Genomic DNA, 25,810 nt, shown 5'->3' with positions numbered 1-25,810 from the left:
GCTAGAGCCCGAGCGTGAGGCCTACCGTGAAGGTGCGCGGCTGCGGGAACGTGTAGAACTCGGTCCCCAGGGCGACGTTGCTCCCGGACCCGTTCATGTTCGACTCGGGGTCGAGGCCCGAGTAGTTCGTGACCGTCAGCACGTTCTGCGCCGAGGCGTAGATGCGGAGAGAGCGGGCGCTCACCCGAGCGGCGAGAGCTTCGGGGACGCTGTAACCGAGGGTCACGGTCTTGAGACGGAGGAACGAGCCGTCCTCGACGAACCGGCTCGAGATGGCCCCGGCCCCGGAGCCCCCCCGGCGGCTCGCGCGGGGGACGTCCGTGACGTCGCCGGGCTGCTGCCAGCGGTCCATCGTGGCGGCCAGCTTGTTGTCGAGCGAGGCGCCGCCGTCGTCGGCGAAGGCGCGCGTGGCGTTGAAGATCTCGTTCCCGACCGAGAACAGGGCGAACACGTTGAGGTCGAAGCCCCCGAAGGCGAGCGTGTTCGTGAGCCCGCCCGTGAGGTCGGGGTGGGGGCTCCCGACGAACTGGACGTCGTCGCCGTCGCAGAACACGGCGGCCTCGTCGTCGGTCCGGGTGCCGGCCGCGAGGCAGACGCCGCCCCCGTCGAAGTTGTCGTAGAGGGCGTTGCCGGTCGCGGGGTCGACGCCGAGGAACTTGAGCATGAAGAACGCCCCGAGGGGGTACCCTTCGACCGCGCGGTTCACGCTCCGCCAGCCGGTGGAGATGAATTCGTCGGAGTAGAGCTCCGCGACGTTGTTCGTGTAGTGAGAGAGGTTCAGCGAGGTCTCCCACCGGAGGCCCCGCGGCCGGGACGAGCGGACGTTCGTAGTCTTGAGCAGGAACTCGAACCCCCGGTTGTCGACGGCTCCGATGTTGCTCGAGATGCCGGCGAAGCCGGTCGTGTAGGTGACGGGGCGGAAGTAGAGGAGGTCGCTCGTGTGCTTGTCCCAGTAGTCGGCGGTGAGCGTGACGCGGTCCCCGAAGAGGCCGAGGTCGACCCCGACGTCCCACTGGCGCGTGGTCTCCCACGTCAGCCCGGGGTTCTCGAGCTGGACCGGCCAGATCGCCGGTTGGCTGCCGTACGTCGTGCTCGTCCAGGCGTCGCGCCAGGTGTAGTTGCCGATCTCCTGGTTCCCCGTGAGCCCGTAGCTGACCCGCAGCTTGAGGTCCGACAAGACCCGTCCCGCCCCGACGTAGCGTTCCAGGAACGGCTCCTCCGCCGCCTGCCACGCCAGCGCGACGGCCGGGAACACGCCGTACCGGTTCTCCCGCCCGAACCGCGACGACCCGTCGGCCCGGACGTTGGCGGTGAGGATGTAGCGGCCGTCGTAGATGTACGACCCCCGCGAGAAGAACGAGACGAGGTTGTGCGTGCTGAACCCGCCGGAGTAGTCCTCCACCTCGGCCGCGTCGCCGACCGACTTGAAGTAGTCGTTGGCGAAGTTGACGGCGCGGAGGTAGTTGTCCTCGGTGTCGTTGAGCTCGACGCTGGCCCCGCCCGTCACGCTCGCGTCGTGGGCGTCTCCGAACGTGGAGCTGTAGGTGGCGAACCCCTCGGCCGTGTACCGCGTCGAGAAGGTGAAGGCCGACTGCGAGATGCCGTTGACGCTCTCGGCGTAATCCCCGCCGATGAGCGGCGAGCGGTACTCGTCCTCGCGGAGGTTGAGGACGTCGGCCCCGGCGCGCGCGTTGAGCCGGAGGCCGGGGAGCAGGCTGTACTCGGCCGTGAGGTTGCCGATGGCGCGGTACGTCAGGGCCTCGCCCGTGTTGAGCGTCCCGATGGCGACGCCGTTGGGGTAGGCGAGCCCGTCGGCCGTGCCGGTGAAGGTGCCGTCCGGATTGCGGACCGGGACGTCGGGTGGGTTGGCGATGGCGTTCGTGAGCACGCCGCGGATGGTGTTGTCGTTCTCGATCCGGTTGTTCGCCTCGCGCGAGAGTGTGAGCGAGGACTTGAGGTAGAGCCGGTTCGTGGCGTTGAAGTCGAAGTTGAGGCGGGCGTTGGCGCGCTCGTAGCCCGAGCCGATGACGACCCCCTGCTGGTCGAAGTAGCTCCCCGAGAGGTAGTACCGCGTCCGCTCGTCGCCGCCGCGGATGGCGAGGGAGTGGCTCTGGATGGGGGCCGTGCGGAAGACCTCGCCCTGCCAGTCCGTGTCGGTGGTCACCGCGCTGGGGTCGCCGAAGGGGTCGCCGGCGTTGGGGTTGTCGTTGCGGGCCGCCTCGTTCATGAACGCGACGTACTCCTGGGCGTTGGCGAGCTCGAGCTCGCGGACCACGTTCTGCGTCCCGACGTAGGAGTCGAGCGTGATGGTCGACCGCGTCGCGCGCCCCCGCTTCGTCGTGATCATGACGACGCCGTTGGCCCCCCGGCTCCCGTAGATGGCCGTCGCGGCGGCGTCCTTGAGGATGTCGACGGACTCGATGTCGCTGGGGCTGAGGTTGGTGACGGCGGTGAGGTCCTGGCCCCCGAACCCGAACTGCGAGACGTCCTCGGAGATCATCGGGACGCCGTCGACGACGTAGAGCGGCTGGTTGCTCGCGTCGATCGAAGCGTGTCCCCGGATGCGGACGCTGATCCCGCCGCCCGGCGTGCCGGAGTTCTGGAGCACCTGGACGCCCGAGGTCTTCCCCTGGAGCGCGGCGTCGACGCCGGCCACCGGGATGTTCTGGAGCTCGGCCGCGCTCACGGAGGTCGTCGCCGAGGCCAGGTTCCGACGGGTCTCCTCCCCATACCCGATCACCACGACGTCGTCGATCAGTTGGGACGAGGGCTCCAGGGCCACGTCGATCTCCGAGCGGCCGCCGATCTCCACCTCCTGCAGTTCGTACCCGATGAACGAGAACACGAGGACGCCCTCGTCCGTGGGGACCCCCAGCGTGTACGCCCCCTCAGCGTCGGTGGCCGTCCCCGTCGTCGTGCCGAGCAGGACGACGTTCACGCCGGGGAGGGGCGAGCCGTCCTCGGCCGAGGTGACGGTGCCGGTGACGGTGTGCTGCTGACCCCAGGCCGCCGTCGAAAACAGGGGGAGAAGGAGGGCCAGGAGGGTGCTTCGCTTCATGGTGGGCGCGGGGAAGGAAAGCGGGATCGGCCTGCCAGAGATACGGGGCATTCGTCGACGCCGACCGCCAGACGAGGGGGTACGGCCGACTCCGCCAGGAGACCTTGAATGTAGCCACGATGAAGGCTGTCGAGGGGAAGTGTCGATGGAGCGGCAGTGCCGCCGCCGTCCCCTAGGCCCCGTGCGGCCCGCTTCTACGGTCACCCGGCACAGGCGGCGAGGTACCTTCGGAGGACTCCATGGGCCGGGCGGGGGGCCCCGGTACAGGTCCGACTCGACACGATTCCCAATGCTGAGCACCAAGCCTGGCGCCCCGTATCTCATTCCGCCGCAGGGGTCCCTTCAACTCCTGGCGCTCGGCGAGGTCGGCCTCCGGTTGTGGCGCGACGCCCGGGACGGGGAGCAGACGCCTCCTCCCGTACCAGAGGCTCTGCCGCGAACGCACGGGACGCTCGGGGCCGACGTGCCGCGACGCGAGCGGCTCGCGAAGAAGGTGCTCCTCATCGGGTGGGACGCGGCCGACTGGCGGGTGATCGACCCGCTTCTGGAGGCGGGCAAGCTGCCCGCCCTTGCCCGGCTCATCGACGGCGGCGCGCGCGGGAGCATCGCCACGCTTGACCCCCCCTTCTCGCCGATGCTGTGGACGAGCGTCGCGACGGGCAAGACGGCCGACCTCCACAACGTCCTCTACTTCGTCGAGCCGGACCCGCAGGGCGACGGTGTGCGCCCGGTGCTCGGCAGCTCACGGACGGGCAAGGCGCTCTGGAACATCCTCACCCAGGCGGGGCTCCGGTCGAACGTCGTGGGGTGGTGGCCGAGCCACCCGGCCGAGCCCATCGACGGCGTCGTGGTCTCCGACTTCTGGCGGACCGCGGGCGCCCCGCTGGGCGAGCCGTGGCCGCCCACGCCCGGGGCGGTCCACCCCGAGGCCCTCGCCCCGTTCCTCTCGTCGCTCCGCGTCCACCCCGGCGAGCTGACGGCGGCGCACGTCCTCCCGTTCGTCCCCCGCGCCGCCGAGATCGACCAGCAGGCCGACCCGAGGCTGAACGCCCTCGCGAAGATCATCGCCCGGACCGCCTCGGTCCACGCCGCGGCGACGTGGGCCATGCGGCACACCGAGTGGGACCTCACGGCCGTCTACTACGACGCGCTCGACCACCTCGGGCACGGCTTCATGAAGTACCACCCGCCGCGGCCGTCGCACGTGTCCGAGGAGGAGTTCGAGCGGTACCAGAACGTGGTGACGGCGGGGTACCAGTTCTTCGACCTCCTGCTCCACCGGCTCCTCGAACTCGCCGGCGACGAGACCACCGTCATCCTCCTCTCCGACCACGGCTTCCACTCCGACCACCTCCGCCCCGTCTCCATCCCGAAGATCCCGGCCGGCCCGGCCGTCGAGCACCGGCCCTTCGGGGTTCTCTGCATGAAGGGGCCGGCCCTCCGCCAGGGCGAGCCGATCTACGGGGCCAGCCTTCTCGACATCACCCCGACGGTGCTGACGCTCTTCGGGCTCCCTGTAGGGCAGGACATGCGAGGGACGCCGCTCGTGCAGGCCTTCGAGGAGCCGTTCGTCCCGGACGCGATCCCGACGTGGGAGGACGTCCCGGGCGAGGCCGGGCTCCACCCTCCTGAGGTGCAGATCGACCCGTGGGCGGAGCGGGAGGCCATGTCCCAGCTCGTCGAGTTGGGCTACGTGGAGGCGCCGGAGGGGGACGCCGAGGAGCGGGTGGAGCGGACCGTCCGGGAGCGGGAGTACCACCTCGCGCGCGTGTACATGTCGACCGGGCGCTACGCCGAGGCCGTCGCCCCGCTCGAGGCGGCCGTCGCGGCGTTCCCCGACGAGCCGCGCTACAGCTACTTCCTGGCGCAGTGCTACCGCCGCCTCGGCCGGCGCGCCGAGGCTGGCGCCCTCGCCGACCGGCTGGCGGCGGCCGAGCACGGGGCCTTCCCGATGCTCCGCGTGCTCCAGGCCCAGCTCGCCCTCCGGGACGGGCGGGCGGACGAGGCCCTCGCGGAGCTCCAGGGCCTGCGTGACCAGATGGGGGGCGACGTCGAGGTCCTGCTGCAGATCGGCTCCGTCTATCTCCAGATGCGGACGTTCGAGGAGGCCGAGGCGTACTTCGACCAGGCCCTCGTCGCTGACCCGGACTGCGCCCGCGCCCACCACGGTCGGGCCATGGCGCTCGTGGGCCAGCGGCGCTACACCGAGGCCATGGACGCGGGGCTCGCCGCCGTCTCCCGCCTGTACTTCTACCCCGACGCGCACTTCTACCTCGGGGTCGCCTTCACGCGGCTCGGCTGGATCGACCGTGCCGTGGAGGCGTTCGAGACGTGCCTCACACAGGCCCCCACCTACCGACAAGCCCACCGCTGGCTTGCCCGGCTCTACATGGGGTACCTCCGACAGCCCCACCCAGCCCGGGCTCACGCCGAGGCGTACCGCCGACTCCGAGCGGGCGCCTCGGAGGGCGAGGGGGCCGGCGCGTAGAGTCCCTCAGGCTTTCCTTCCGATCGGCCCGGGAGTCCGCGGTTGCCTCCCGATCCGCATCGTCCCTACCATCCACCACCCCTTTCACCAACGCACGAGGTCTTCATGGGACGTTCCGCTACTCCTGACTCCGATCCCCGCGACGGCGCGTGGCGCGACCTGTTCTGGTACACCACGGCCGCGGCCACCGCCGCTGGCTTGGCCCCAGCCGCGCAGGCCCAGATCGTCACGGTGGACCTCGACCGTGAGTTTGTCCAAGACCGGGGCTTCTTTGTGGACCTCGATGGCGACGGCGATTCCGAGTTCGAGTTCAACGAGGACGACGTCGACAACGACGGCAACCCCCGCGACTACATCCGGCTCTATCAGGCCCCAGAAGACCCGGACCTCGGGGAGGGACCGGACACCGTCACGGGCATCATCGGCGAGCTCGTCCCCTTCGGCGGCGACAACTACGACTACCCCCTTCCCCTCGACGTCGGCGTCACCGTGGGGCCCAGCAGCGAGTTCCAGGATTACTACCTCAACACCTTCACCTTCCAGGGAGACGACCCGCTGGGCTGGGTCGGTGCCGGGGAGCAATACGTCGGGCTGCGGATCTCTCTGAGCGATGAGGGGGGCAACACGACCACGCACTACGGCTGGGCCCTCGTCGAGGTGCCAGCGCAGGGGGGGGCCATCATCGCTGTCTCGGCGGCCTACAACGCCACCCCCGACGCTGCCATCACGACGGGGGACATGGGCACGGCCGGCGAAGGTGGGCCAGAGACGGTGAGCACGCACCGGCTCTCGCCACCTTATCCGAACCCCTCCGCAACGGGGACGCGCTTTGAGCTCACGGTGACCCGCACCCAGGCGACGACGGCCGAACTCTATAACGCGCTCGGACAGCCCGTCGCGGTCCTCTTTGAGGGCACGCTCGCGGCAGAGAGCGCCCGCACCATCGACATCGACGGGGCACGCCTCCCGGCCGGCCTCTACATGGTCCGCGTTTCCGGTGAGACGTTCACCGACACGTTCCCGGTGACGATCGTCCGATAGGCGCCCTTCTTCCGGGCCCTGTGTGGCCCCGGCGGCACGCCGCCGGGGCCACACGTACGTCATGCTGCACGAGTCCCCGGTCCCCCCCGCATGATCACGGTTGTCTCTGGGTTGCCCCGCTCTGGCACCTCTCTCATGATGCAGATGCTCGAGGCCGGCGGCCTCCCTCCGGTGACGGACGGGGCGCGGCCACCGGACGCGAGCAACCCCCGGGGGTATTACGAGGACGACCGCGTCAAACGGCTTCGCATCGACAACTCCTGGGCGGCGGAGGCAGAGGGGCATGCCGTCAAGGTGATCGCGCCCCTCCTCCCTCATCTGCCAGATGGGGCCGACTACAGAGTCCTGTTCATGGAGCGGGACCTGGACGAAGTGCTCCGCTCCCAGGGACGGATGCTGGAGCGGCTGGGGCGCCCGGCCGTCAGCCCAGACGTGCTGCGGGGGCCCTTCCAGCAGCACGTCGAGCGGGCGAAGGCGTGGGTCGCGGCGCGGTCCGGCGCGGCCGCGCTCGATGTGCCCTACGCCGCCACGGTGGCGTGCCCGCGGAAGCAGGCCGAGTGCGTCGCGGAGTTCCTCGAGCTCCGCCTCGACACGGCGGCGATGGCCGGGGTGGTCGACGCCTCCCTCTACCGAGAGGGGCGGGGGTGACGTGAGGCCAGCCCGCTAACCCACCGTTCCGCCCCGCCGCTGCCGGGTCCCACCACCGCGGGCCGTCTCCCAGAGGCGGCCCGCGTCGCGTTCGAGCCCTCCGCCGCGTCTTCAGGAATCAGTCGCCGGGGCCGGCGCGTACCTTCGAACGCTGCCCTACGCACTCCTTTTCGGCCCACCGGGCCGCCCAGCATGTTCGGATTCAACAGCGGCTACGTCGAGGACCTCTACGCCCAGTACCGGCAGAACCCGGAGTCCGTCAGCGCGAGCTGGCGCGAGTTCTTCGCCGACTTCGACCCGGGCCCGACGTACTCCGCCTCGATCGGCGCCGAGGCGTCGGACTCAGACACGAAGGCGCGGATGCTCGCGGGCGAGCCGGCCGACGGTCACGGCGCCACGCCCGCGACGCCGGCCAGCGGCGACGGCGCCCCGGCGGCCGCGCCGCGCCCGACGCCGCCGGCCCCCGCCGCCCCGACCCCGCCCGCCTCGGCGCCGAGGCCGAGCACGTCGAACGGTGCGCCCGCCGGCGGGGACGGCGCTCCGACCGGACCGGTGGAGCTCCCCGCCCGGCTGGCGGCCCCCGACATCTCGCTGCCCGAGGGCGCCGAGGCCAGCGCCATCAAGGGCGTCGGCGCACGGATCGTGGAGAACATGGAGGCCAGCCTCACGATCCCGACGGCCACGTCGGTGCGAGAGATCGCCGTCAAGCTGCTCAGCGAGAACCGGCGGCTCATCAACCGGCACCAACAGCGCGTCGGCGGCGACAAGGTCACGTTCACGCACCTCATCGCCTACGCCATCGTGCGGGCCATGGAGGCCGTGCCGAGCATGAAGGCCGCCTTCCGCGAGCACGACGGCGAGCCGGAGCGGATCGACCCGGCGAGCACGTCGTTCGGCCTCGCCATCGACATCGAGAAGCGCGGCAAGCGCCAGCTCCTCGTCCCGAACATCAAGAAGGCCGAGGCCCTCAGCTTCGCCGAGTTCCTCGGCGCCTACAACGACGTCGTCAAGCGCGCCCTCGGCGGCAAGCTCCAGCTCGACGACTTCGCCGGGACGACGGCGACGCTCACGAACCCCGGCGGCATCGGGACGCAGATGTCCGTGCCGCGGCTGATGCCGGGCCAGAGCGTGATCGTCGCCGTCGGTGGGATCGGGTACCCGCCGGAGTACGAGGGGATGGACCCGGCCGAGCTGTCCCGCCTCGGGCTCTCGCCGGTCATGACCATGACGAGCACCTACGACCACCGCGTGATCCAGGGCGCGGAGTCGGGCGAGTTCCTCAACGTCATCGCCACGCTCCTCCAGGGTGGGAGGGGCTTCTACGAGGAGGTCTTCCAGAGCCTCGGCCTCCACATCCCGCCCTTCCGCGGCAAGGCCGACTCGACGCCGGCGCTCGGCAAGGCCGCCCTCGGCTCGGGCGCCAAGGCCTCGAAGGTCGAGAAGCAGGCCCGCGTCTACGAGCTCATCCGGGCCTACCGCGTCCGCGGCCACCTCCTCGCCGACACGAACCCGCTGGGCTACGAGCCCCGCAATCACACCGAGCTCGACCCGGCGAGCTACGGCCTCACGGTCTGGGACCTCGACCGGACGTTCTTCACCGGCGGCATGGCCGGCGTGACGGGCGGCGGCCTCGCGGGGAACCACTCGATGACGCTCCGCGACATCCTCGACACGCTCTGGGACACCTACACCGGCCACGTCGGGAGCGAGTTCATGCACCTCTCCTCGCCCGAGGAGAAGCGCTGGCTCATCGAGCGGATCGAGCCCCAGCAGTTCCGCGAGCCCATCGACACGGCCCGGAAGAAGCGGATCTTCGAGAAGCTCAACGAGGCCGAGGCCCTCGAGCAGTTCATCCACACGAAGTACATCGGGCACAAGCGGTTCTCGCTCGAGGGCGCCGAGACGATGATCCCGCTCCTCGACGCCGTCATCTCCGACGCGGCCGACCAGGAGACCGAGGACGTCGTGATCGGGATGGCCCACCGCGGGCGGCTCAACGTCCTCACGAACATCCTCGGGAAGCCCTACGATAAGGTCTTCAGCGAGTTCGAGGGGACCGTCGACCCCGACGCCGTCCACGGCTCGGGCGACGTGAAGTACCACCTCGGCCAGACCGGCACGCACACCTCGCCCAACGGCTCGGAAACGCAGCTCACGCTGGCCTCCAACCCGTCGCACCTCGAGGCCGTGAACCCGGTCGTCGAGGGGATGGCGCGGGCCATGCAGCAGCGGATCGTCGAGGACAACCCGGACGCGTCCGAAAAACGGCTCCGCGACCGGGTGCTCCCGATCCTCGTCCACGGCGACGCCGCGTTCGCCGGGCAGGGCGTGGTCGCCGAGACGCTCAACCTGTCGCAGCTCGAGGGCTACCGGACGGGCGGGACGGTCCACCTCGTGGTGAACAACCAGATCGGGTTCACGACGCTCCCGATGCACTCGCGGAGCTCGGCCTACGCGACCGACATCGCGCGGATGATCCAGGCCCCGATCTTCCACGTCAACGGCGACGACCCCGAGGCGGCCGTCCGCGTCGCGCGCCTCGCGCTCGACTACCGGAACGTGTTCAACAAGGACGTGGTGATCGACCTCGTCTGCTACCGGAAGTACGGCCACAATGAGGGCGACGAGCCGTCCTACACGCAGCCGCTCATGTACGCCGACATCGGCGCGCACCGGAGCGTCCGGAAGCTGTACCTCGAGCTCCTCCTCCGCCGCGGCGAGCTCACCCCGGAGCAGGCCGAAGAGATCCTGGACGACTTCAAGTCGATCCTCGACCGGGCGTTCGAGGAGACCAAGGAGCTCGCGGAGAAGAACAAGGACCGCCAGCCCGTCGCCGTAGCGATCGAAACCGAGGACGCCGCGGTCGAGACGGCCGCCCCCCGCGATGCGCTGACGCACGTCATGGAGCGGCTCGTCACGATGCCCGACAACCTCCAGGTCCACAAGAAGCTGGCCCGGCTCGTCGTCGACCGCCGCCGCCAGCAGTTCGAGGAGGGCACGATCGACTGGGCCTTCGCCGAGTCGCTCGCGTTTGGGACGCTGCTCCTCGAGGGCACGCCGGTCCGCCTTAGCGGCCAGGACTCCGGGCGCGGCACATTCAGCCAACGCCACGCGATCCTCTACGACCAGGAGGACGGCCACCGGTACCTCCCGCTCAACCACCTCACGCCGGGCGGCCCCGGCGACGGCCAAGCCCGGTTCCAGGTCTACGACTCGCTTCTCTCCGAGTACGCGGCGCTCGGCTTCGAGTACGGCTACTCCGTGGCCGACCCGTCGGCACTGGTGCTGTGGGAGGCCCAGTTCGGTGACTTCGTCAACGGGGCGCAGATCATGATCGACCAGTTCATTACGGCAGCCGAGGCCAAGTGGGGCCAGACGTCGTCGCTCGTGATGCTCCTCCCGCACGGGTACGAAGGGCAGGGCCCGGAGCACTCGTCGGGCCGCCTCGAGCGGTTCCTCCAGGCGTGCGCCGAGGACAACCTCATCGTGGCCAACTACTCGACGCCGGCCAACTATTTCCACGCGCTCCGCCGGCAGGTCCTGCGCGGCGCCAAGAAGCCGCTGATCGTGATGACGCCGAAGTCGCTCCTCCGCCTCCCGGAGGCCGTGACGTCGGTTGACGAGCTCGCCGACGGCGCCTACCGCCCGTTCATCGCGTCCGAGGCGCCCGAGGCGGACCGCCTCGTGATCTGCTCGGGCAAGGTCGTGTACGACGCGCTCAAGGCACGCGAGGCGCTCGACCGCCCGTCGTCGGTGGCCGTCGCGCGGCTGGAGCAGTTCTACCCGTTCCCCGAGGACGACGTCCGCGAGGAGCTGGCGCGCTTCGAGGGCAAGCCCGTGGTGTGGCTCCAGGAGGAGCCGGCCAACATGGGCGCCTGGACGTTCGTCCAGCCCCGCCTCGACGCGCTCCGCGAAGACCTCCACGGTGACTGCTCGCACCGCGTGACGTACGCCGGCCGGCCGGCGGCGGCCTCGCCCGCCGCGGGCTCGGCCAAGGTCCACGCCGCCGTGCAGGAACAGGTCCTCCGCGCCGCGCTCGGGATCGAGGGCTAGCGCGCCCGCCTCGGTGGACTCGTAGGGGCACGCCGCCGGTGTGCCCCTACGTCGTTTGACAGGCCACTGCGATCCTATGGATTCTACATCGACCCCGCTCCGCCCCTGGTCGCGCGCCGTGGTGAAGGTGGGGAGCGCGCTCGTGGCGCCGGACGGCGTGCCCAGCGACGTCCATCTCGGTGCCATCGCGCGGTTCGTGGTCGAGAGTCGGGCGGCCGGGCGGGAGGTCGTCGTCGTGTCGTCGGGCGCCGTCGCGGCGGGACGCGCCGCCCTGGGCGGGGGCCGGCCGCGGACGATCCCCGAGAAGCAGGCGCTCGCGGCCGTCGGCCAGCCCCGGCTGATGGGCCACTGGGGGCGATTTCTGGACGCGCCCACCGCGCAGGTCCTCCTCACGCACGACGACCTCGTCCACCGCGACCGCTTCCTCAACGCGCGGAACACGCTCGCCGAGCTGCTCGGTCGCGGGGTCGTCCCGGTCGTCAATGAGAACGACACGGTGGCGGTCGACGAACTCAAGGTCGGCGACAACGACAACCTCGCCGCCCACGTCGCCGTGCTCGCCGAGGCGGACCTCCTCGTGATCCTGACCGACGTCGACGGCCTGTTCGACGCCGACCCGCGGACGACCGGCAGCGCCCGCCTCGTGCCCGTCGTGGACCGGGTCGACGCGGGCGTCCACGCGTTCGCGGGCGGGGCGGGGACCGACGCCGGAACGGGTGGGATGCGGACGAAGCTCCAGGCCGCCGAGAAGGCGACCTCGCGCGGGATCGACACGGTCCTCGTCAACGGCACCGACGCGGCCCGCCTCGGCGCGCTCGCGGAGGGGGCGCTCCACGGGACGCTGTTTCGGGCGCTCGACCCGCCGCTCCCCGCGAAAAAGCACTGGCTCTTGCACGCGACGCCAGTCGCCGGCCGGCTCGTGGTCGACGCGGGCGCGGCCGACGCCGTCTGCCGCCGCGGCGCGTCGCTGCTGGCGCCCGGCGTCGTGGCTGTCGCCGGCGACTTCGGCCGCGGCGAGCCGGTCGAGGTGGCCGACGAGGCGGGCCGGGTGCTCGCGCGGGGGATCGTCCGGTACGCAGCTCACGAGCTGGTGCGCGTCCGCGGACGGCAGAGCGGGGAGCTGGAAGCGGTCCTCGGCTACGCCGGCCCCTCGGCCGTCGTCCATCGTGACGATCTTGCGCTCCTTGAGACTCCCGATCCCGATGGCTGAGATCCCGACCGCCACGCTCGAAGACCTCGTCGTCGCCTGCAAGCGGGCGTCCCGGCAGGTCGCCACGCTCTCGACCGACGCCAAGAACCGAGCGCTTCGGGCGATGGCCGACGCCCTCGAAGCGCACGAGGCCGCCATCCTCGAGGCCAACCAGCGCGACCTCGACGGCGCCGCCGAGCGCGGCCTGTCGGAGGCGATGACGGACCGGCTCACGCTCACGCCCGAGCGGATTGCGAGGATGGCGGATGCGCTCCGCGAGGTCGCGTCGTTCGCGGATCCCGTGGGTGAGATGGCCGAAACGCGGCGGCGGCCGAGCGGCATCGAGGTCGGGCGGATGCGCGTGCCGCTCGGCGTGATCGCCATGATCTACGAGGCCCGGCCGAACGTGACCTCCGACGCGGCGGGACTCTGCTTTAAGGCCGGCAACGCGGTCGTCCTACGGGGCGGCTCGGAGGCGGTCCACTCGAATCGGGCCGTCGCGGCGGCGCTCCACGAGGCGCTGGAAGGGGAGGGGGGCGACCCCGCCGCGGTCACCCTCGTCCCGACAACGGACCGCGAGGCGATCAAAGACCTCATCCGGATGAGCGAGCACCTCGACCTCGTCATCCCGCGCGGTGGCGAGGGCCTCATCCGGTTCGTCGACGAGCACAGCCGCGTGCCAGTCATCAAGCACTACAAGGGCGTCTGCCACCTGTTCGTGGACGAGACGGCCGACCTCGACGTGGCGCTCGACCTCCTCCTCGACGGGAAGCTCTCGCGGCCCGGCGTCTGCAACGCGCTCGAAACGCTCCTCGTCCACGAGGCCGTCGCCGCCGACTTCCTCCCGCGCGCCCACCGCGAGCTGGCCGCCCACGACGCTGAGCTCCGTGGGGACGCCGCCACGCGCCGGATCCTCGGCGAGTCGGTCCCCGAGGCCACCGAGGCGGACTACGAGGCGGAGTTCCTCGCGCCGATCATCGCCGTCCGGGTGGTCGACGGGCTCGACGCCGCGCTCGACCACGTGGCGACGTACGGCTCGCAGCACACTGAGGTCATCGCGACCGAGAGCGTGGCCGCGGCCCGCCGGTGGGTCCGCGAGGTGGACGCGTCGGTCGTGCTCGTCAACGCGTCGTCGCGGTTCTCCGACGGCGGCGAGCTCGGGCTGGGCGCGGAGATCGGCATCTCGACGACGAAGCTCCACGCGTTCGGCCCGATGGGGCTGGAGGCGCTGACGACGCAGAAGTTCGTCGTCCACGGGGCCGGCGAGACGCGCCACGCCGTCCCGCCCCGCGCGAGCTAGCCCGTGCTCGACCTCCTCGCCTTCGACCTCGACGGGACGCTCGCCGACACCGAGTCGCTGAAGGGCCAGTCCTACGGTTGGGCCGCTCACCAGCTCCGCCCGGACATCGATCCGGCCGACGTCGAGGCGGCCTACGTCCCCTACATCGGGGGCGGACGGGAGACGATCGCCGCCGGCCTCCTCGACCACTTCGACCTGGCGGAGGCCGCCCGGGCGCACGATCCCTCGGTCGAGCCGTGGAAGTCGTTCGTGACCCTCCGGCTGGGACGCTATCGCGGGATGCTCCGCGACCCCGACCTCGTGCGCCGCCACGCGCTGCCCGCCGCGCTCGCGGTCGTCGAGACGGCCCACCGGATGGCTCACGCCACCGCGATCGTGACGACGACCGACCGGGCCAACGCCTGGCCCGTCCTCGACGCCCTCGGCCTCGGCGACGCGTTCGACACCGTCGTCACGTCCGACGACGTGGAGGCGCACAAGCCCGACCCGTGCGGCTACGAGCTCGCGCTCGGACACGTCGGCGCCGACCCCGCCCGGTCCCTCGCCATCGAGGATTCGCCGACGGGCGCGCGGGCCGCCGTCGCGGCCGGGCTCACCGTGCTCGCCGTGCCGACCGAGTTCACGCGCGCCGGCCTCCTCGACCTCGTCCGCGACGGCGTGCTCCCCGCGGACGGGCTCGTCGAGCCCGAGGACCTCGCCGAGGCCGTCCGTCGGCGTGCCGAGGCGGCCTGACCCGCTAGCGGCGCACGTCGAACTGGACCTGCAGCGCGTCGATGAAGGCCACCGCGCTGTCGGTGTACGGGTTGACGTGGTGCGCGCGGAAGATGTCGGCGGAGACGATGTGGGTGGCCTCGGAGTAGCTGGCGGCCCGGTCGATCCGGTCGAGCGTCCGGTGGTAGGCGCCCGGCGATCCCTCGAACAGCTCCTCGACGTACCAGGCACGGCGGTCACGGGCGCCGGGGCCGAGGACGCGGGCTTCGAGGGCGTCGAGCGTGGGGCTGCTGGGCACGTCGTCGAGGTCTCCGGACGAGGCCAGATCGCGGGGTGGGGTCGGGAGCTTCTGGGCGAGCTCTGAGGCGGCGAACCGTTTCCAGAGCGGCTCGTCGTCGGGCGCGCTGTCTTCGGCAGGAGGCTCCTCGGCATCCCGGGCCCCGGCTGCCGGCTCGGCTTGGCGCCGGGCGATCCGCATCCACAACGGCTCCTCGTCACCCTCGTGCGCCTCGGCCGTCGTCGGGGCGGGGGGCTCGTCGGCGAGGACGGGTGGCAGGTCATCCGAGACTTCCGCGTCCGCCTCGTGGGTCTCGTCGGGGAGGTCCAGCACCGGGACGTCGGGCGCGCGCGGGTCTTCCCTCGGCGCAGCGATGACGTCGCGGACCTCGTCCATCCCGTCCTCGCCCTCCGGCTCATCGGGCTCCGGTCCGGGCGGTGGTGCGGCGGGCCGGGCGGGGCCGAGCACCTCGGAGTCGTGGGCCTCGTCGTACTCCGGTGACTGATACCTCGAGCCGATCGCAGGCGGGCGGACGCCGTCCGCGACGGGCGGCAAGGGCGGGGCGTGAAGGTCCGGTGGCGCCGTGGCGATGGCGCGCTGCGACTCGCTCGACGATTCGAGAGTGCCGGTTTCCCCGGCCGCCGAAGGCGAGTCGGGGGGCTCGCTCGCGGCGGCCTCCGTGGTGGGGGCCGACTCGGACTCGAGATCGGGTGGCTCGTCGGCCTCCGCCGTGTCGGCGGGGAGGGCAGACGGGGGAGCCGAGGGCTGCGGGGCCGACGGCTCGGGCGTCCCGGCGGTCGGGTCCTCAACCCGCGCTTCGGGCGTGGGGTCCGGCTCGTCGGGCGTGAGCGTGGCGCCGAGGCGGGCGCGGAGCTCGTCGGCCGTGACCGCGTCGATCCCGTCGAGCACGTCGGCGAGGCTGTCGGCGCCGCGGGCCTCGAAGAGCGGACGGAGCAGGCCCGTCGGGATCGTCCCCGGCGGCGAGCCGACGGGGCCAACGAGCGCGACGAGCGGCCCGAGGAGCGTCATCCAGTCGGCCGGGCCGAACGTCGAGACCATCCGGCGGTCGATCCGTTGGAGGAGTCCGGCGAACTCGTCGCGCCCGAGCGCCTCGACCCCCTTCCGCTCGGCGTAACGAGCGGCGATCTGCGGGAGGTACGGATACGGGCCGAACGCGCGGGCCCGGTCGAGCGCGACCCCGATCGGCAGCGGCCCGGTCTCGCCCTCGAACGCGGCGTCGGCGAGCGTCGCGGCGGGGCGGACGAGGTGGGCCAGGGCGAGGCGAACGGCCTGGCGGACGGCGTCGGCCCAAACGGTGGCGGGGAAGCGGACGGCCCGCGTGGCCGCCTCGCGCCAGTCGGCCGCCGCCGCCTCGACGTCGCTCCCACCGATCCACTCGGACGCCCGCGGGGCCGCGTCGTCGACGGCGAGGGCGAGCCGGGCGCGGAGCAGGTGGGCGACCGGCGCCGGCAGGCCGTCCACGTCGAGCGCCGTGCGGGGCCGGTCGGCGGGGGCCGTGGCGAGGAGCCGTCGGGAGAGGGCCTCGGCGGTCGAGTCGAGCGCGTCGGGCATAGCGGTCGGGGGGAGACGGCCAAGCTACGCCGGAGCCCCACCGGGCCGTTCCCGTGCTCTACTGCGGGACCGCCCCGACGAACCGCACCGACGTGGCCCGCGCGTTGACCACGACCATGTCGGACGGATACACGATGGCCCGGCACGGACCCAGGTCCGGTAGCGGGCCGACCTCGACGATGAGCGCGTCGCCCGCCAACCGGATGCCCTCGATGGTCTCCACGTTTCCGCGGCAGCCCGCGTGGAACGATCCCCCATAAAACACCCCCAGGACCGTCTGGCGGTCGAAGTCGATGGTCGGGACCGAGATCAGGCTGTCGTTCACCGATCGCGTGAAGGCGCTGAGCTGGTAGTCTCCTCGGACCACGGTCGTCCCGTTGACGAGCACCGGGCGGGCGGGGAGGGCAATCCGTGTGAATGCGACCGGTTCGCTCGACTCGAAGACGTCGCACCCGGCGAATGCCAGTGCGGCGAGGAGGAGCACGACGTTCGGCATATCGGAGCGGAGCGCGAGTGCGCCGAAGGTGGCGCGCTGCAAACGACGCTTCAAGGGCACAACGGCATGCGCCCCCGCGCGCCGGGACATGCCGGCTCCCTCCGCCTCGGCGTCGAGGCGGAGGGGCTACGCCGGCTCGGCCTCGACGGCGGCGCCCTCCGCCTCGTCGAACCGGACGCCGACGAGCCGGCTGATGCCCGGCGTCGGCATCGTCACGCCGTACATCCGGTCGGCGGCCTCCATCGTCAGCTTGTTGTGGGTGACGAGGATGAACTGCGTCGAGTCGGCGAACGACCGGATGAGGCGCATGAACCGGCCCACGTTCGCGTCGTCGAGCGGGGCGTCGACCTCGTCGAGGATGCAGAACGGGCTCGGCTTGACGAGGTAGATGGCGAAGAGGAGCGCCGTGGCCGTGAGCGTCTTCTCGCCGCCCGAGAGCTGGGTCAGCGAGACGGGCCGCTTGCCCTTCGGCCGGGCCGTGATGGTGACCGGCGCTTCCAGCGGGTCGTCGCCGTCGAGGGCCACGTCGGCCGAGGCGTCGCCGCCGAAGAGGTCCGAGAAGATCTTCTGGAACGCCGCGCGGACCTGCGTGAACGTCTCGTCGAAGCGCTGGCGGGCCGTCTCGTTGATCTCGCGGATCGTCTCGAGGAGCGAGGATTCCGCCGAGGCGAGGTCGGCACGCTGCTCCTGGAGGAAGCTCAGGCGCTCCTGCTCGGTCTCGTAGCTCTCGAGCGCGAGCGCGTTGACGGCGCCGAGCGCTCGGATCTTCTGGCGGAGGTCGGGGATCTCGGCGCGGGCCGTCTCGGGCCGGAACGACTCCTCGGCCTGGAGCCGGTCGAGCTCGGCGTTGGCCTCGTCGAGGTCGGCGCCGTGCTCCTCGTCGAGCCGTTCGAGCGTCGTCTCCTGGCGGGTCGAGACCTCGGCGAGGCGGCGCTCGGCGTCGGCGCGGGCCGTCGCGGCGGCCTCCCGGGCCTGGCGGATCTCGCGGAGCGCGCGCTCGGCGTCGGCGATGCGCGCCCGGCCTTCGAGGACGGCCGTCTCGGCGTCGGACGCGCGCTGCTGGAGGTCGTCCGTCTTGCGGCGCTCGGCGTCGAGCTGTTGCGTGACCGCCTCGGCAGAGCCGGCCGCCTCAGCGATCTCGGCGCGGACCCGCCCCGCCTCGGCGTCGCGGTCGGCCTGGCGGCGGGCGATGTCGGCGCGCGTCTGCGCGGCGCGGTCGCGGGCCTCACGGGCGGCCTGGGCCGCCGACTGCGACCGGGCGTGTGCGAGTCGGGCGTCGCTCCACGCGGCCTCGGCGGACTGGCGGGCTTTCTGCGCGTCGTCGAGCGCGGCGTCGGCCATGGCCTGTCGCGCGTGGGCGTCGGACGCTTCGAGTTGGCGCGCGGCGACAGCGTCCTCCAAGGCCTCCGTCTCGGGGAGGGCGGCGATCTGTTGACGGATCTCCTCCGCACGGGCGCCGAGGCGGGCGGACTGGGCCTCCTGGGCCTGCGCGGCGGCCTCGGCACGGGTGACGGCGTCGCGGGCCTTGTCCCGCGCGTCGCGCGCCCGATCGCGGTCTGACTCCGCCTGACGGCGGGCCGTCTCGGCCTCGTCGCGGTCGGCTCGGGCCGCCTCGGCGGTTTGCTCGGCGGCCTCCCGGGCGCGCTCGGCGGCGTCGAGCACGTCGGCCGCCTCGGCCTGCCGTTCGCGGACGCCCATCCGCCCGGCGGCGTCCGAGGGGGTCGGGCTCCCGCCGTGGACGGCGCCGCTCGCGTCGGTCCACGCGCCCTCGCGCGTCACGAACCGGGCGACGGGGTAGGCGTCGCGCAGCGACCTAGCCTTGACCATGGACTCGACCACAAACGTGTTGCCGAGGAGCGCCTGGAGCAGCGGCGTGTACCGTTCGTCGGCGCGGGCGAGGTCAAGTGCGGGCGTCGCGCCCGGCGGCACCGGCGATCGCTCCGTCTGCGATTTGCCGACGCGCGAGAGGACGAGAAACGTCGCCCGTCCTTGATCCGCCGCCCGCAGCCGGCCGATGGCGGCGTCGGCGGCGTCCTCGTCCGGGACGACGAGGGCCTGCGACCACGCGCCGAGCGCCGCGTCGAGTGCGAGCCGGTCCGCTTCCTTCGCCCCGACAACCTCGGCCAGGAGAGGCGCTTCGACATCGGGATGCGCGACGAGGAACGCGACGGCGCCGTCGCCCCCCGGGCCGGCCTCGACGAGCGCCTGGAGGAGGTCGGCCTCCGCCTTCGCGGCCTGGGCGGCGGCGCGGGCGTGCTGCCGGTCGGCGTCGGCGGCCTCGAACGCGGCGCGCGCGGCGTCTCGGGCCTCGACGGCTCGCGTCAGCGTTGTGTTGGCCGCGTCGAGGGCAGACTCGGCATCGTTGAGCGGCGCACGATCGGTCTTGGCTTCCGGCGCGTCGGCGAGCTGCTGGCGCTCGGCGGCGACACGCTCGGCGTCCTGCTCCAGAAACGCGCGGCGGTCGCGGGCACGCTCCACGGCCCGCTCGGCGTCGCGGAGCGCCCCGGTCGCCTCTGCCGCCGTCGCCCGCGCCGACTGCGCGTTCTGTCGGGCCGTTTCCGCCGCGTCGCGCGCCTCCGTCCGCTCCCCCTCCGCCACGAGGAGCGCCGCGTCGCGCTCGGCGAGCGCGGCCTCGGCCGTCTCGATCCGCTGGGCGGCCTCGGCCTCGTCCCGCTCCGCGTCGGCCGCGCGGACCGCGTCGGCGTCGCGCTCGCGCGCGATCCGCTCGAGGGCCCGCCGCCCGGCCGACTGGCGCTCGTCGCCGAGGCGGATCTCGGCCTCCAGCTTCTGGACCGTCTCGGCGTGCGTCTGGAGCGCGCGGGCGGCCTTCGCCATGTCTTGTTCGAGCCCCACGAGCGCCGTCCGCGCGCCCTCGATCTGGGCCTCGCCCGCGGCCACCTTCGCCCCGAGTCCCTCCGCCTCGGTGCCCTTTTCCTGGACCGCGGCCTCAAGCCGGTCGCGCTCGTCCTGGAGCCGCGTCACGTCGTGCGCCGCGAGGGCCAGTTCGAGCCGGCGGAGGCGCGTCGCCAGTCGTTCGTGCCGCGCGGCCTTCTGGGCCTGGCGCGACAGCGACCGGACCTGCTTGTCGACCTCCTCGATGATGTCGTCGAGGCGGGTCAGGTCGGCCTGCGTCGAGTCGAGCTTGCGGAGGGCCTGCGCGCGGCGGCGCTTGTACTTCGTCACGCCCGCGGCCTCCTCGAACAGCCGGCGGCGGTCGTCGGCCTGCTCCGAGAGGATGTCCTCGACCATCGACAGCTCGATGACGGAGTAGGCCCCGGCGCCCATCCCGGTGTCCATGAACAGGTCGAGGATGTCCCGGAGCCGGCAGACCGTCCCGTTGAGGAGGTACTCCGAGTCGCCGTTGCGGTAGAGCCGGCGCGTGACTGTGACCTCCGAATACTCCGTGGGGAGGACGCCGCGCGTGTTCTCGACCGTCAGCGAGACCTCAGCCATCCCGAGCGGCTTCTTCCCCGACGACCCGTTGAAGATGACGCCGGCCATCGACTCGCTCCGCAGAAGCCGCGACCGCTGCTCGCCGAGGACCCACCGCACGGCGTCGATCACGTTCGACTTGCCGCACCCGTTGGGCCCCACGATGGCCGTGACGCCGGGGGAGAAGTCCACGGACGTCTTCTGGGCGAAGCTCTTGAAGCCGTGGAGGTCGAGCCGGCTGAGGTACACGGGGCGGGGTCCGGGGGAGGCCCGGAAGATATCGACAGCCCGGCGTGCCCTTCGACGTGGAGCGAGCCGTGGCCGACTCCCTCTGCCTCGGTGCCGAGGCGGGGCGACTCGCGGCCGTTGGCTCGGGCCCCAATCCCTTTGTGGCGGGCCCCGGCGCGGCGTCTGCCGACCGCCGGGGCCGCCCCAAAGGGCGGGGCGCGGGGTCCCACCACGGCCCCCGCGCCCCAGGTGCCGCTGCGCAGATGGACGTCGTGCGGCGGCTTCCCTTGCCCTATCCTACGGGAAGATGTGGGATTCGTGTCACGAAGCCGTCGGATTCACAATCGGACGTTCGAAACGTCGCTTCCCCGTCTCGGACTGGGCACATGGGCCGAGTGGCCGCCCCGGCCAACTGGTGGGGGACAACGGCTCCAGGGGAAAAGCCCGTCGCCCCTTGACCCGTCGCCGATTCTGGCGATATCGTGAAGGCAACCGACCGGCGCCCTGCCTTGACCCGGATTCTCAACAACGCCAATCGCAATCCCGTCTCCTGGAGGAGGCGCGAGTGCCGGCGTGCGTTGGTCTAAGGCAGACCCCACACACCGACCCGAGCGGCCCCTCCACTTCAGGAGGGGCCGCTTTTTTTTGCCCGCCCCGCCCGATCTCCACCCCCGGACCCATGTGCTCCATCCTCGGACTCCTCGACCTCGCCACTGACCCCGCCGCCGCGCGCCAGACGGCCGTCCGCCTGAGCGGCCTCCAGCGCCACCGCGGCCCCGACTGGTCCGGCGTCTACGCCACCGACAAGGCCGTGCTCGCGCATGAGCGGCTCGCCATCGTCGACGTGATCCACGGGGCGCAGCCGCTCCTCAACCCGGCGGGCACGCACGCCCTCGCGGTCAACGGCGAGATCTACAACCACCGCGAGTTGCGGGCCGGGCTGTCGGAGCCCTTCGAGTTCCAGACCGACTCCGACTGCGAGGTCATCCTCGCCCTGTACCAGGAGCACGGGGCCGATTTCCTCGACACGCTCGTCGGCATCTTCGCCTTCGTCCTCTACGACGCGGAGCAGGACCGGTACCTCATCGCGCGCGACCCGATGGGCGTGATGCCGCTCTACACCGGTCGCGACGAGCACGGGACGCTGTACGTGGCGTCCGAGATGAAGGCGCTCGTGCCGGTCTGCAAGCAGATCGAGACGTTCCCTCCGGGCCACGTCCTCGACAGCAGAGTCGGCGAGCCCGTCCGCTACTACACGCGGGACTGGATGGAGTACGAGCCCGTCAAGGACAACGGCGCCGCGCCCGAGGCCGTCCGCGAGGCGCTCGACGCGGCCGTCAAGCGCCAGCTCATGACCGACGTGCCGTACGGCGTGCTCCTGTCCGGCGGGCTGGACTCCTCGATCACGGCGGCGCTCGCGCAGAAGTACTCCCACAAGCGCGTCGAGGCCGACGACCAGCAGGAGGCGTGGTGGCCCCACCTCCACTCGTTCGCCATCGGCCTCGAAGGCAGCCCGGACCTCAAGGCCGCCCAGGAGGTCGCCGCGTACATCGGGACGGAGCACCACACGCTCCACTTCACGGTCGAGGAGGGGATCGACGCCGTGCCCTCCGTGATCCGTCACCTCGAGACCTACGACGTCACGACGATCCGCGCGGCGACGCCGATGTACCTCATGGCGCGGCGGATCAAGGCCATGGGCATCAAGATGGTGCTCTCGGGCGAGGGGGCCGACGAGATCTTCGGCGGCTACCTCTACTTCCACAAGGCGCCCGACGCCCAGCAGTTCCACGAGGAGACCGTCCGCAAGCTCGACCGGCTCCACCTGTTCGATTGCCTCCGCGCGAACAAGGCGATGGCCGCGTGGGGCGTCGAGGCGCGCGTCCCGTTTTTGGACCAGCGGTTCATGGACGTCGCCATGCGCCTGAACCCCGAGGCGAAGCGCCCGAGCGAGGGCAAAATGGAAAAACACATCCTCCGCGAGGCGTTCGAGGACATGCTCCCGGCGTCCGTCGCGTGGCGCCAGAAGGAGCAGTTCTCCGACGGCGTCGGCTACTCGTGGATCGACTCGCTGAAGGACTGGGCCGAGCGCGAGGTGAGCGACGAGCAGATGGCGAGCGCCGCGTTCCGCTTCCCGATCCACACGCCGGACACGAAGGAGGGCTACCTCTACCGGACGATCTTCGAGGAGCACTACCCCCACGACGCCTGCGCGCGGACCGTCCCCAGCGGCAAGTCCGTCGCGTGCTCGACGCCGGAGGCCCTCGCCTGGGACGCGTCCTTCGAGTCGTCCGCCGACCCGAGCGGTCGGGCCGTCGCGGGCGTCCACGTCGAGGCCTATTGAGCCGACCCCGCCCGCCTCGGTGTCTCGACGGAGGGACCGAGGCGGGTCAGTCCGGGAGCCGCAAGGTGCGGATCAGGTCGGTCGCCTCGGCCTTGATCTCCCCGCGCCCCAGGCTGGCGAGCGCGCCGCCGACCTCCTGGCCGTTGCGGACGAGGTCCGTATTCGTCGTCCCGTCGCGCCGCGTCACGCCGAGGTACTTGAGACACTCGATGAACCGACCGTCGTTGCCCGCCGCTCCTTTGGCCCATCCGCGTCGGCGGAGGAGGCGGGCGACGTCGTCTTGGTACACTCGCGGCATCGGGCGCGAGGGGGAAGGCGGCCCCCAACATGTCCCCGAGCCCTGAAACGTCGCCACCGGGTAGGGGCACGAAAGCCTCCCGTGCTTAGCCCTCCGCTCTCAGCACCGCCAGCGGCGGCTGGCGGAGCGCACCGCGGCTGCCCGCGAGACCGACGGCGACCGTCTGGAGCGGGACTACCAGCAACGCCCACAAGAGCCACGTTACGTCGGGCGCGAACGGGATCTGGAACGCGAAGCGGGCCAGCCCCCACGCCCCGGCGACGGCGAGCAGGCCGCCCGTCAGCGCGGCGAGGACGCCGAGGAGGGCGTACTCGGCCACCAGGATCCGCCGGACCTGCGCGCGGCTGGCGCCGAGCGTCCGTAGCACGACGGCCTCGCGCGTCCGCTGCGCGAGCGCCACGCGGACGGCGCCCGCCAGCACCACCAGGCCGGTCGCCACGGCGAACAGGGCCATGAACCGGAGGACGAACGCGACGCGCCCCAACACGCGGTCGATGAGCGCCAGCACGAGGCGGACGTCGACGGCCGACACGTTCGGGAACGCCTCGACCGCCGCCGACTGGAGCCGCGCTGAGGCCTCCGGCGAGCCGGCGCGGACGAGGAGGATCGACGTCTGCGGCGCCTCGTCGAGCGGGCCGGCCGGGAAGACGGCGAAAAAGTTGGGCGAGACGCGCGCCCAGTCGACCTCGCGGAGGCTCGTGATCTCGGTCTCGATCTCGGCCCCGCTCACGTCCCACGTGATCCGGTCGCCGACGCCGACGGCGAGGTCGAGCGCGAGCTCGGACTCCAGCGAAACCGGGACCACGGCGTCGTCCGCCCCGGCGGTCCCCACGAAGGTGCCGGCGACGACGGTCTCCGAGTCGACGGTCTCGGACCGGTAGGTCGAGCGGTACTCGCGGCGGAGCGCCCACCGCTCCGGCCCGCCGTCCGTCCCCGCGAACGAGCTGTCGGCCCGTTCGCTGAGGGTGTCGACCGCCACGCCGTTGAGCGCGGCGATCCGCATCGACACGAGCGGGACCTCGTCGACGACCGGCAGGCCCTGTGACTCGACGATCCCACGGAGGCTGTCGACCTGCGTCGGCTGCACGTCGAACAGCACCACGTCGGGCGCGCCGGCCTCCTGGGACGGGAGCGCGACCTGTTCGAGGATCGACCGCTGGACGAGGCCGAGCGCGAGGACGAGGAAGACACCGAGGCCCATCGTCAAGAGGAGGACGAGCGTCTGGTTGCCCGGCGCGTGGAGGTTCGACAACCCCTGCCGCCACGCCCACGGCAGGCCGGGGCGGACGACGCGGCGGACGACGGCCCGGACGAGCGTGGCCGCGAGCGCGAGGAGGGCGAACACGGCGGCCGTCCCCCCGACGAACGCCGCCGCGCCGACCCAGCTCTGTGTCTGGAGGTACGCGAACCCGCCAACGGCGGCCACGAGGAGCGCGCCGAGGAGCCACCGGAGCGGGTCGAACCCGCTCGCCCGGGCGTCCTCGCGGAGCGCCCGCAACGGCGGCACGCGGCGGACGCCGACGAGCGGCAAGAGCGCGAACAGGAGCGCGGTCCCCAGCCCCACGCCGATCCCTTCCAAGATGGCGCGCAGCGCGATCGCGTTGTCGACGTCGACCGGCAGGAAGCTCGCGAACACCTCCGGCAGCAGCCGCTGCACGCCGATCCCGAGGAGGGCGCCGAGCGCGGCGCCGACGAACCCGAGGGCCAGCGCCTGCAGCGCGTAGGCCGCCAGCACGCGGCGCGACGACACGCCGAGGCACCGGAGCGTCGCGACGGTCTCGGCCTTCTCACTCACGTAGACGCTCACCGACGACGCCACGCCGATCCCGCCCAGCAGCAGCGCCACGAAGCCCACGAGCGACAGGAACCGCGTGAGGTAGCCCGACGCTTCCGACACCTCCTCCTGCTCCTCGCCGGCCGTCTCGTACCGCACGTCGGCGGCGTCGAGGCGGGGCAGCGCGGCGTCGAGGCCGGCGGCCTCGTCCTCGAAGCGGAACGCCGTCGAGTACCGCACGCGGCTGCCGAAGCCGAGGAGCGTCGAGTCAACGTTCGCCAGCGGGAGGTAGACGCGCGGCCCGACGAGCCCGGCGATGTCGGTCTGCCCCGGCACGCCGTCGACCTGCCCGACGATGGGGTAGCTCCGGTCTCCGACCGCGACCGAGTCGCCGACGGCGGCCTCCATCTGGAGCAGGAGCGTGCCGTCGACGAGCGCGCCCGTCGTGTCGCGGCCGATGAGGCGGCCGGCGTCGGCGGGCGTCGTCTCGACGCGGCCGTAGAGCGGGTACGGCCCGTCGAGCGCGCGGATCTGGACGAGTCGCGTCCGCCCCTCGCCCCCCGCCGACTGCGGGAAGCGGGCCATCGACGGGAACGAGACCTCGCGGACCACGGCCGCCTCGGTCTCCGTCCGGATCGAGTCGATGAGCGCCTCCGTCGTATCCGAGAACGCCGCCCCGCGCCGGACCTCCAGGTCCGACCCGAACACCTCGCGGGACTGCTCCTCGACCGCCCGCTCGAGGTTGATCCCGAACGACCGGATCGCGACGAGGGCGGCCACGCCGAGGGCCATCGCCGAGACGTACAGCACGAGCCGCCGCCGCATCCCGCGGCTGTCCTGCCAGGCGAATCGGACGGGGGAGAGGGCCATCGGGCTGGAGAGGAGGAGTGTGGGAGGGGCT

At 72.2% G+C, this 25,810-nt stretch carries 14 protein-coding genes; 8 read left to right on the top strand and 6 right to left on the bottom strand.

Annotated elements, in window-relative coordinates:
* Window position 1: 1 nt before the first annotated feature.
* The gene (locus BSZ37_RS19240; protein ID WP_179299767.1) at window positions 2-3,058 is read right to left on the bottom strand and encodes a SusC/RagA family TonB-linked outer membrane protein; all 3,057 of its coding nucleotides are present in this window, start codon (window positions 3,056-3,058) and stop codon (window positions 2-4) included.
* A gap of 289 nt (window positions 3,059-3,347) precedes the next feature.
* Between BSZ37_RS19240 and BSZ37_RS21660 the strand changes: the two genes are divergently transcribed.
* From BSZ37_RS21660 to BSZ37_RS19195, 7 genes are all read left to right on the top strand, one after another.
* Window positions 3,348-5,546 carry an alkaline phosphatase family protein gene (locus BSZ37_RS21660; RefSeq protein ID WP_179299766.1) on the top strand — a complete coding sequence of 733 codons (2,199 nt, stop codon included), beginning with the start codon at window positions 3,348-3,350 and terminating at the stop codon, window positions 5,544-5,546.
* 105 nt (window positions 5,547-5,651) lie between these two features.
* Window positions 5,652-6,587, top strand: coding sequence for a T9SS type A sorting domain-containing protein (locus BSZ37_RS19220; RefSeq protein WP_095512099.1), 936 nt, complete (start codon window positions 5,652-5,654; stop codon window positions 6,585-6,587).
* A gap of 135 nt (window positions 6,588-6,722) precedes the next feature.
* Entirely contained in the window at window positions 6,723-7,235 is a 513-nt protein-coding gene (locus BSZ37_RS19215; RefSeq protein WP_143537740.1) for a sulfotransferase family protein, read from the top strand.
* A gap of 192 nt (window positions 7,236-7,427) precedes the next feature.
* Window positions 7,428-11,288 carry a multifunctional oxoglutarate decarboxylase/oxoglutarate dehydrogenase thiamine pyrophosphate-binding subunit/dihydrolipoyllysine-residue succinyltransferase subunit gene (locus BSZ37_RS19210; protein WP_095512097.1) on the top strand — a complete coding sequence of 1,287 codons (3,861 nt, stop codon included), beginning with the start codon at window positions 7,428-7,430 and terminating at the stop codon, window positions 11,286-11,288.
* Between the two features lie 76 nt (window positions 11,289-11,364).
* Window positions 11,365-12,498 carry a glutamate 5-kinase gene (gene proB / locus BSZ37_RS19205; protein ID WP_095512096.1) on the top strand — a complete coding sequence of 378 codons (1,134 nt, stop codon included), beginning with the start codon at window positions 11,365-11,367 and terminating at the stop codon, window positions 12,496-12,498.
* Entirely contained in the window at window positions 12,491-13,777 is a 1,287-nt protein-coding gene (locus BSZ37_RS19200) for a glutamate-5-semialdehyde dehydrogenase (protein WP_095512095.1), read from the top strand. The genes proB and BSZ37_RS19200 overlap by 8 nt, the downstream gene beginning before the upstream one ends.
* A gap of 3 nt (window positions 13,778-13,780) precedes the next feature.
* Window positions 13,781-14,509, top strand: a complete 729-nt coding sequence (locus BSZ37_RS19195; RefSeq protein ID WP_095512094.1) for an HAD family hydrolase — start codon at window positions 13,781-13,783, stop codon at window positions 14,507-14,509.
* A gap of 4 nt (window positions 14,510-14,513) precedes the next feature.
* Here the strand turns inward: BSZ37_RS19195 and BSZ37_RS19190 are convergent, their stop codons facing one another.
* The 3 genes from BSZ37_RS19190 to smc all read right to left on the bottom strand — a co-directional run bounded on the left by BSZ37_RS19190 (window position 14,514) and on the right by smc (window position 20,514).
* Window positions 14,514-16,337, bottom strand: coding sequence for a hypothetical protein (locus BSZ37_RS19190; protein ID WP_095512093.1), 1,824 nt, complete (start codon window positions 16,335-16,337; stop codon window positions 14,514-14,516).
* 58 nt (window positions 16,338-16,395) lie between these two features.
* Entirely contained in the window at window positions 16,396-16,875 is a 480-nt protein-coding gene (locus BSZ37_RS19185; RefSeq protein ID WP_143537739.1) for a hypothetical protein, read from the bottom strand.
* Window positions 16,876-16,959: 84 nt separating this feature from the next.
* The gene (smc, locus tag BSZ37_RS19180) at window positions 16,960-20,514 is read right to left on the bottom strand and encodes a chromosome segregation protein SMC (RefSeq protein WP_179299765.1); all 3,555 of its coding nucleotides are present in this window, start codon (window positions 20,512-20,514) and stop codon (window positions 16,960-16,962) included.
* Window positions 20,515-21,172: 658 nt separating this feature from the next.
* Between smc and asnB the strand changes: the two genes are divergently transcribed.
* Window positions 21,173-22,837 (top strand): asparagine synthase B, encoded by a 1,665-nt coding sequence (asnB, locus tag BSZ37_RS19175; protein WP_095512090.1) that lies wholly within the window; start codon window positions 21,173-21,175, stop codon window positions 22,835-22,837.
* 46 nt (window positions 22,838-22,883) lie between these two features.
* Here asnB and BSZ37_RS19170 read toward each other — a convergent pair whose 3' ends face one another.
* Entirely contained in the window at window positions 22,884-23,126 is a 243-nt protein-coding gene (locus BSZ37_RS19170; RefSeq protein ID WP_143537738.1) for a hypothetical protein, read from the bottom strand.
* Window positions 23,127-23,220: 94 nt separating this feature from the next.
* Window positions 23,221-25,779, bottom strand: a complete 2,559-nt coding sequence (locus BSZ37_RS19165) for an ABC transporter permease (RefSeq protein WP_095512088.1) — start codon at window positions 25,777-25,779, stop codon at window positions 23,221-23,223.
* Window positions 25,780-25,810 lie beyond the last annotated feature (31 nt).

Origin of the sequence: Rubrivirga marina, from assembly GCF_002283365.1 — a bacterium.
Taxonomy (GTDB): Bacteria; Bacteroidota; Rhodothermia; order Rhodothermales; family Rubricoccaceae; genus Rubrivirga; species Rubrivirga marina.
The sequence above is the reverse complement of the archived record's forward strand: the minus strand, read 5'-3'. Positions and strand labels throughout refer to the sequence as shown.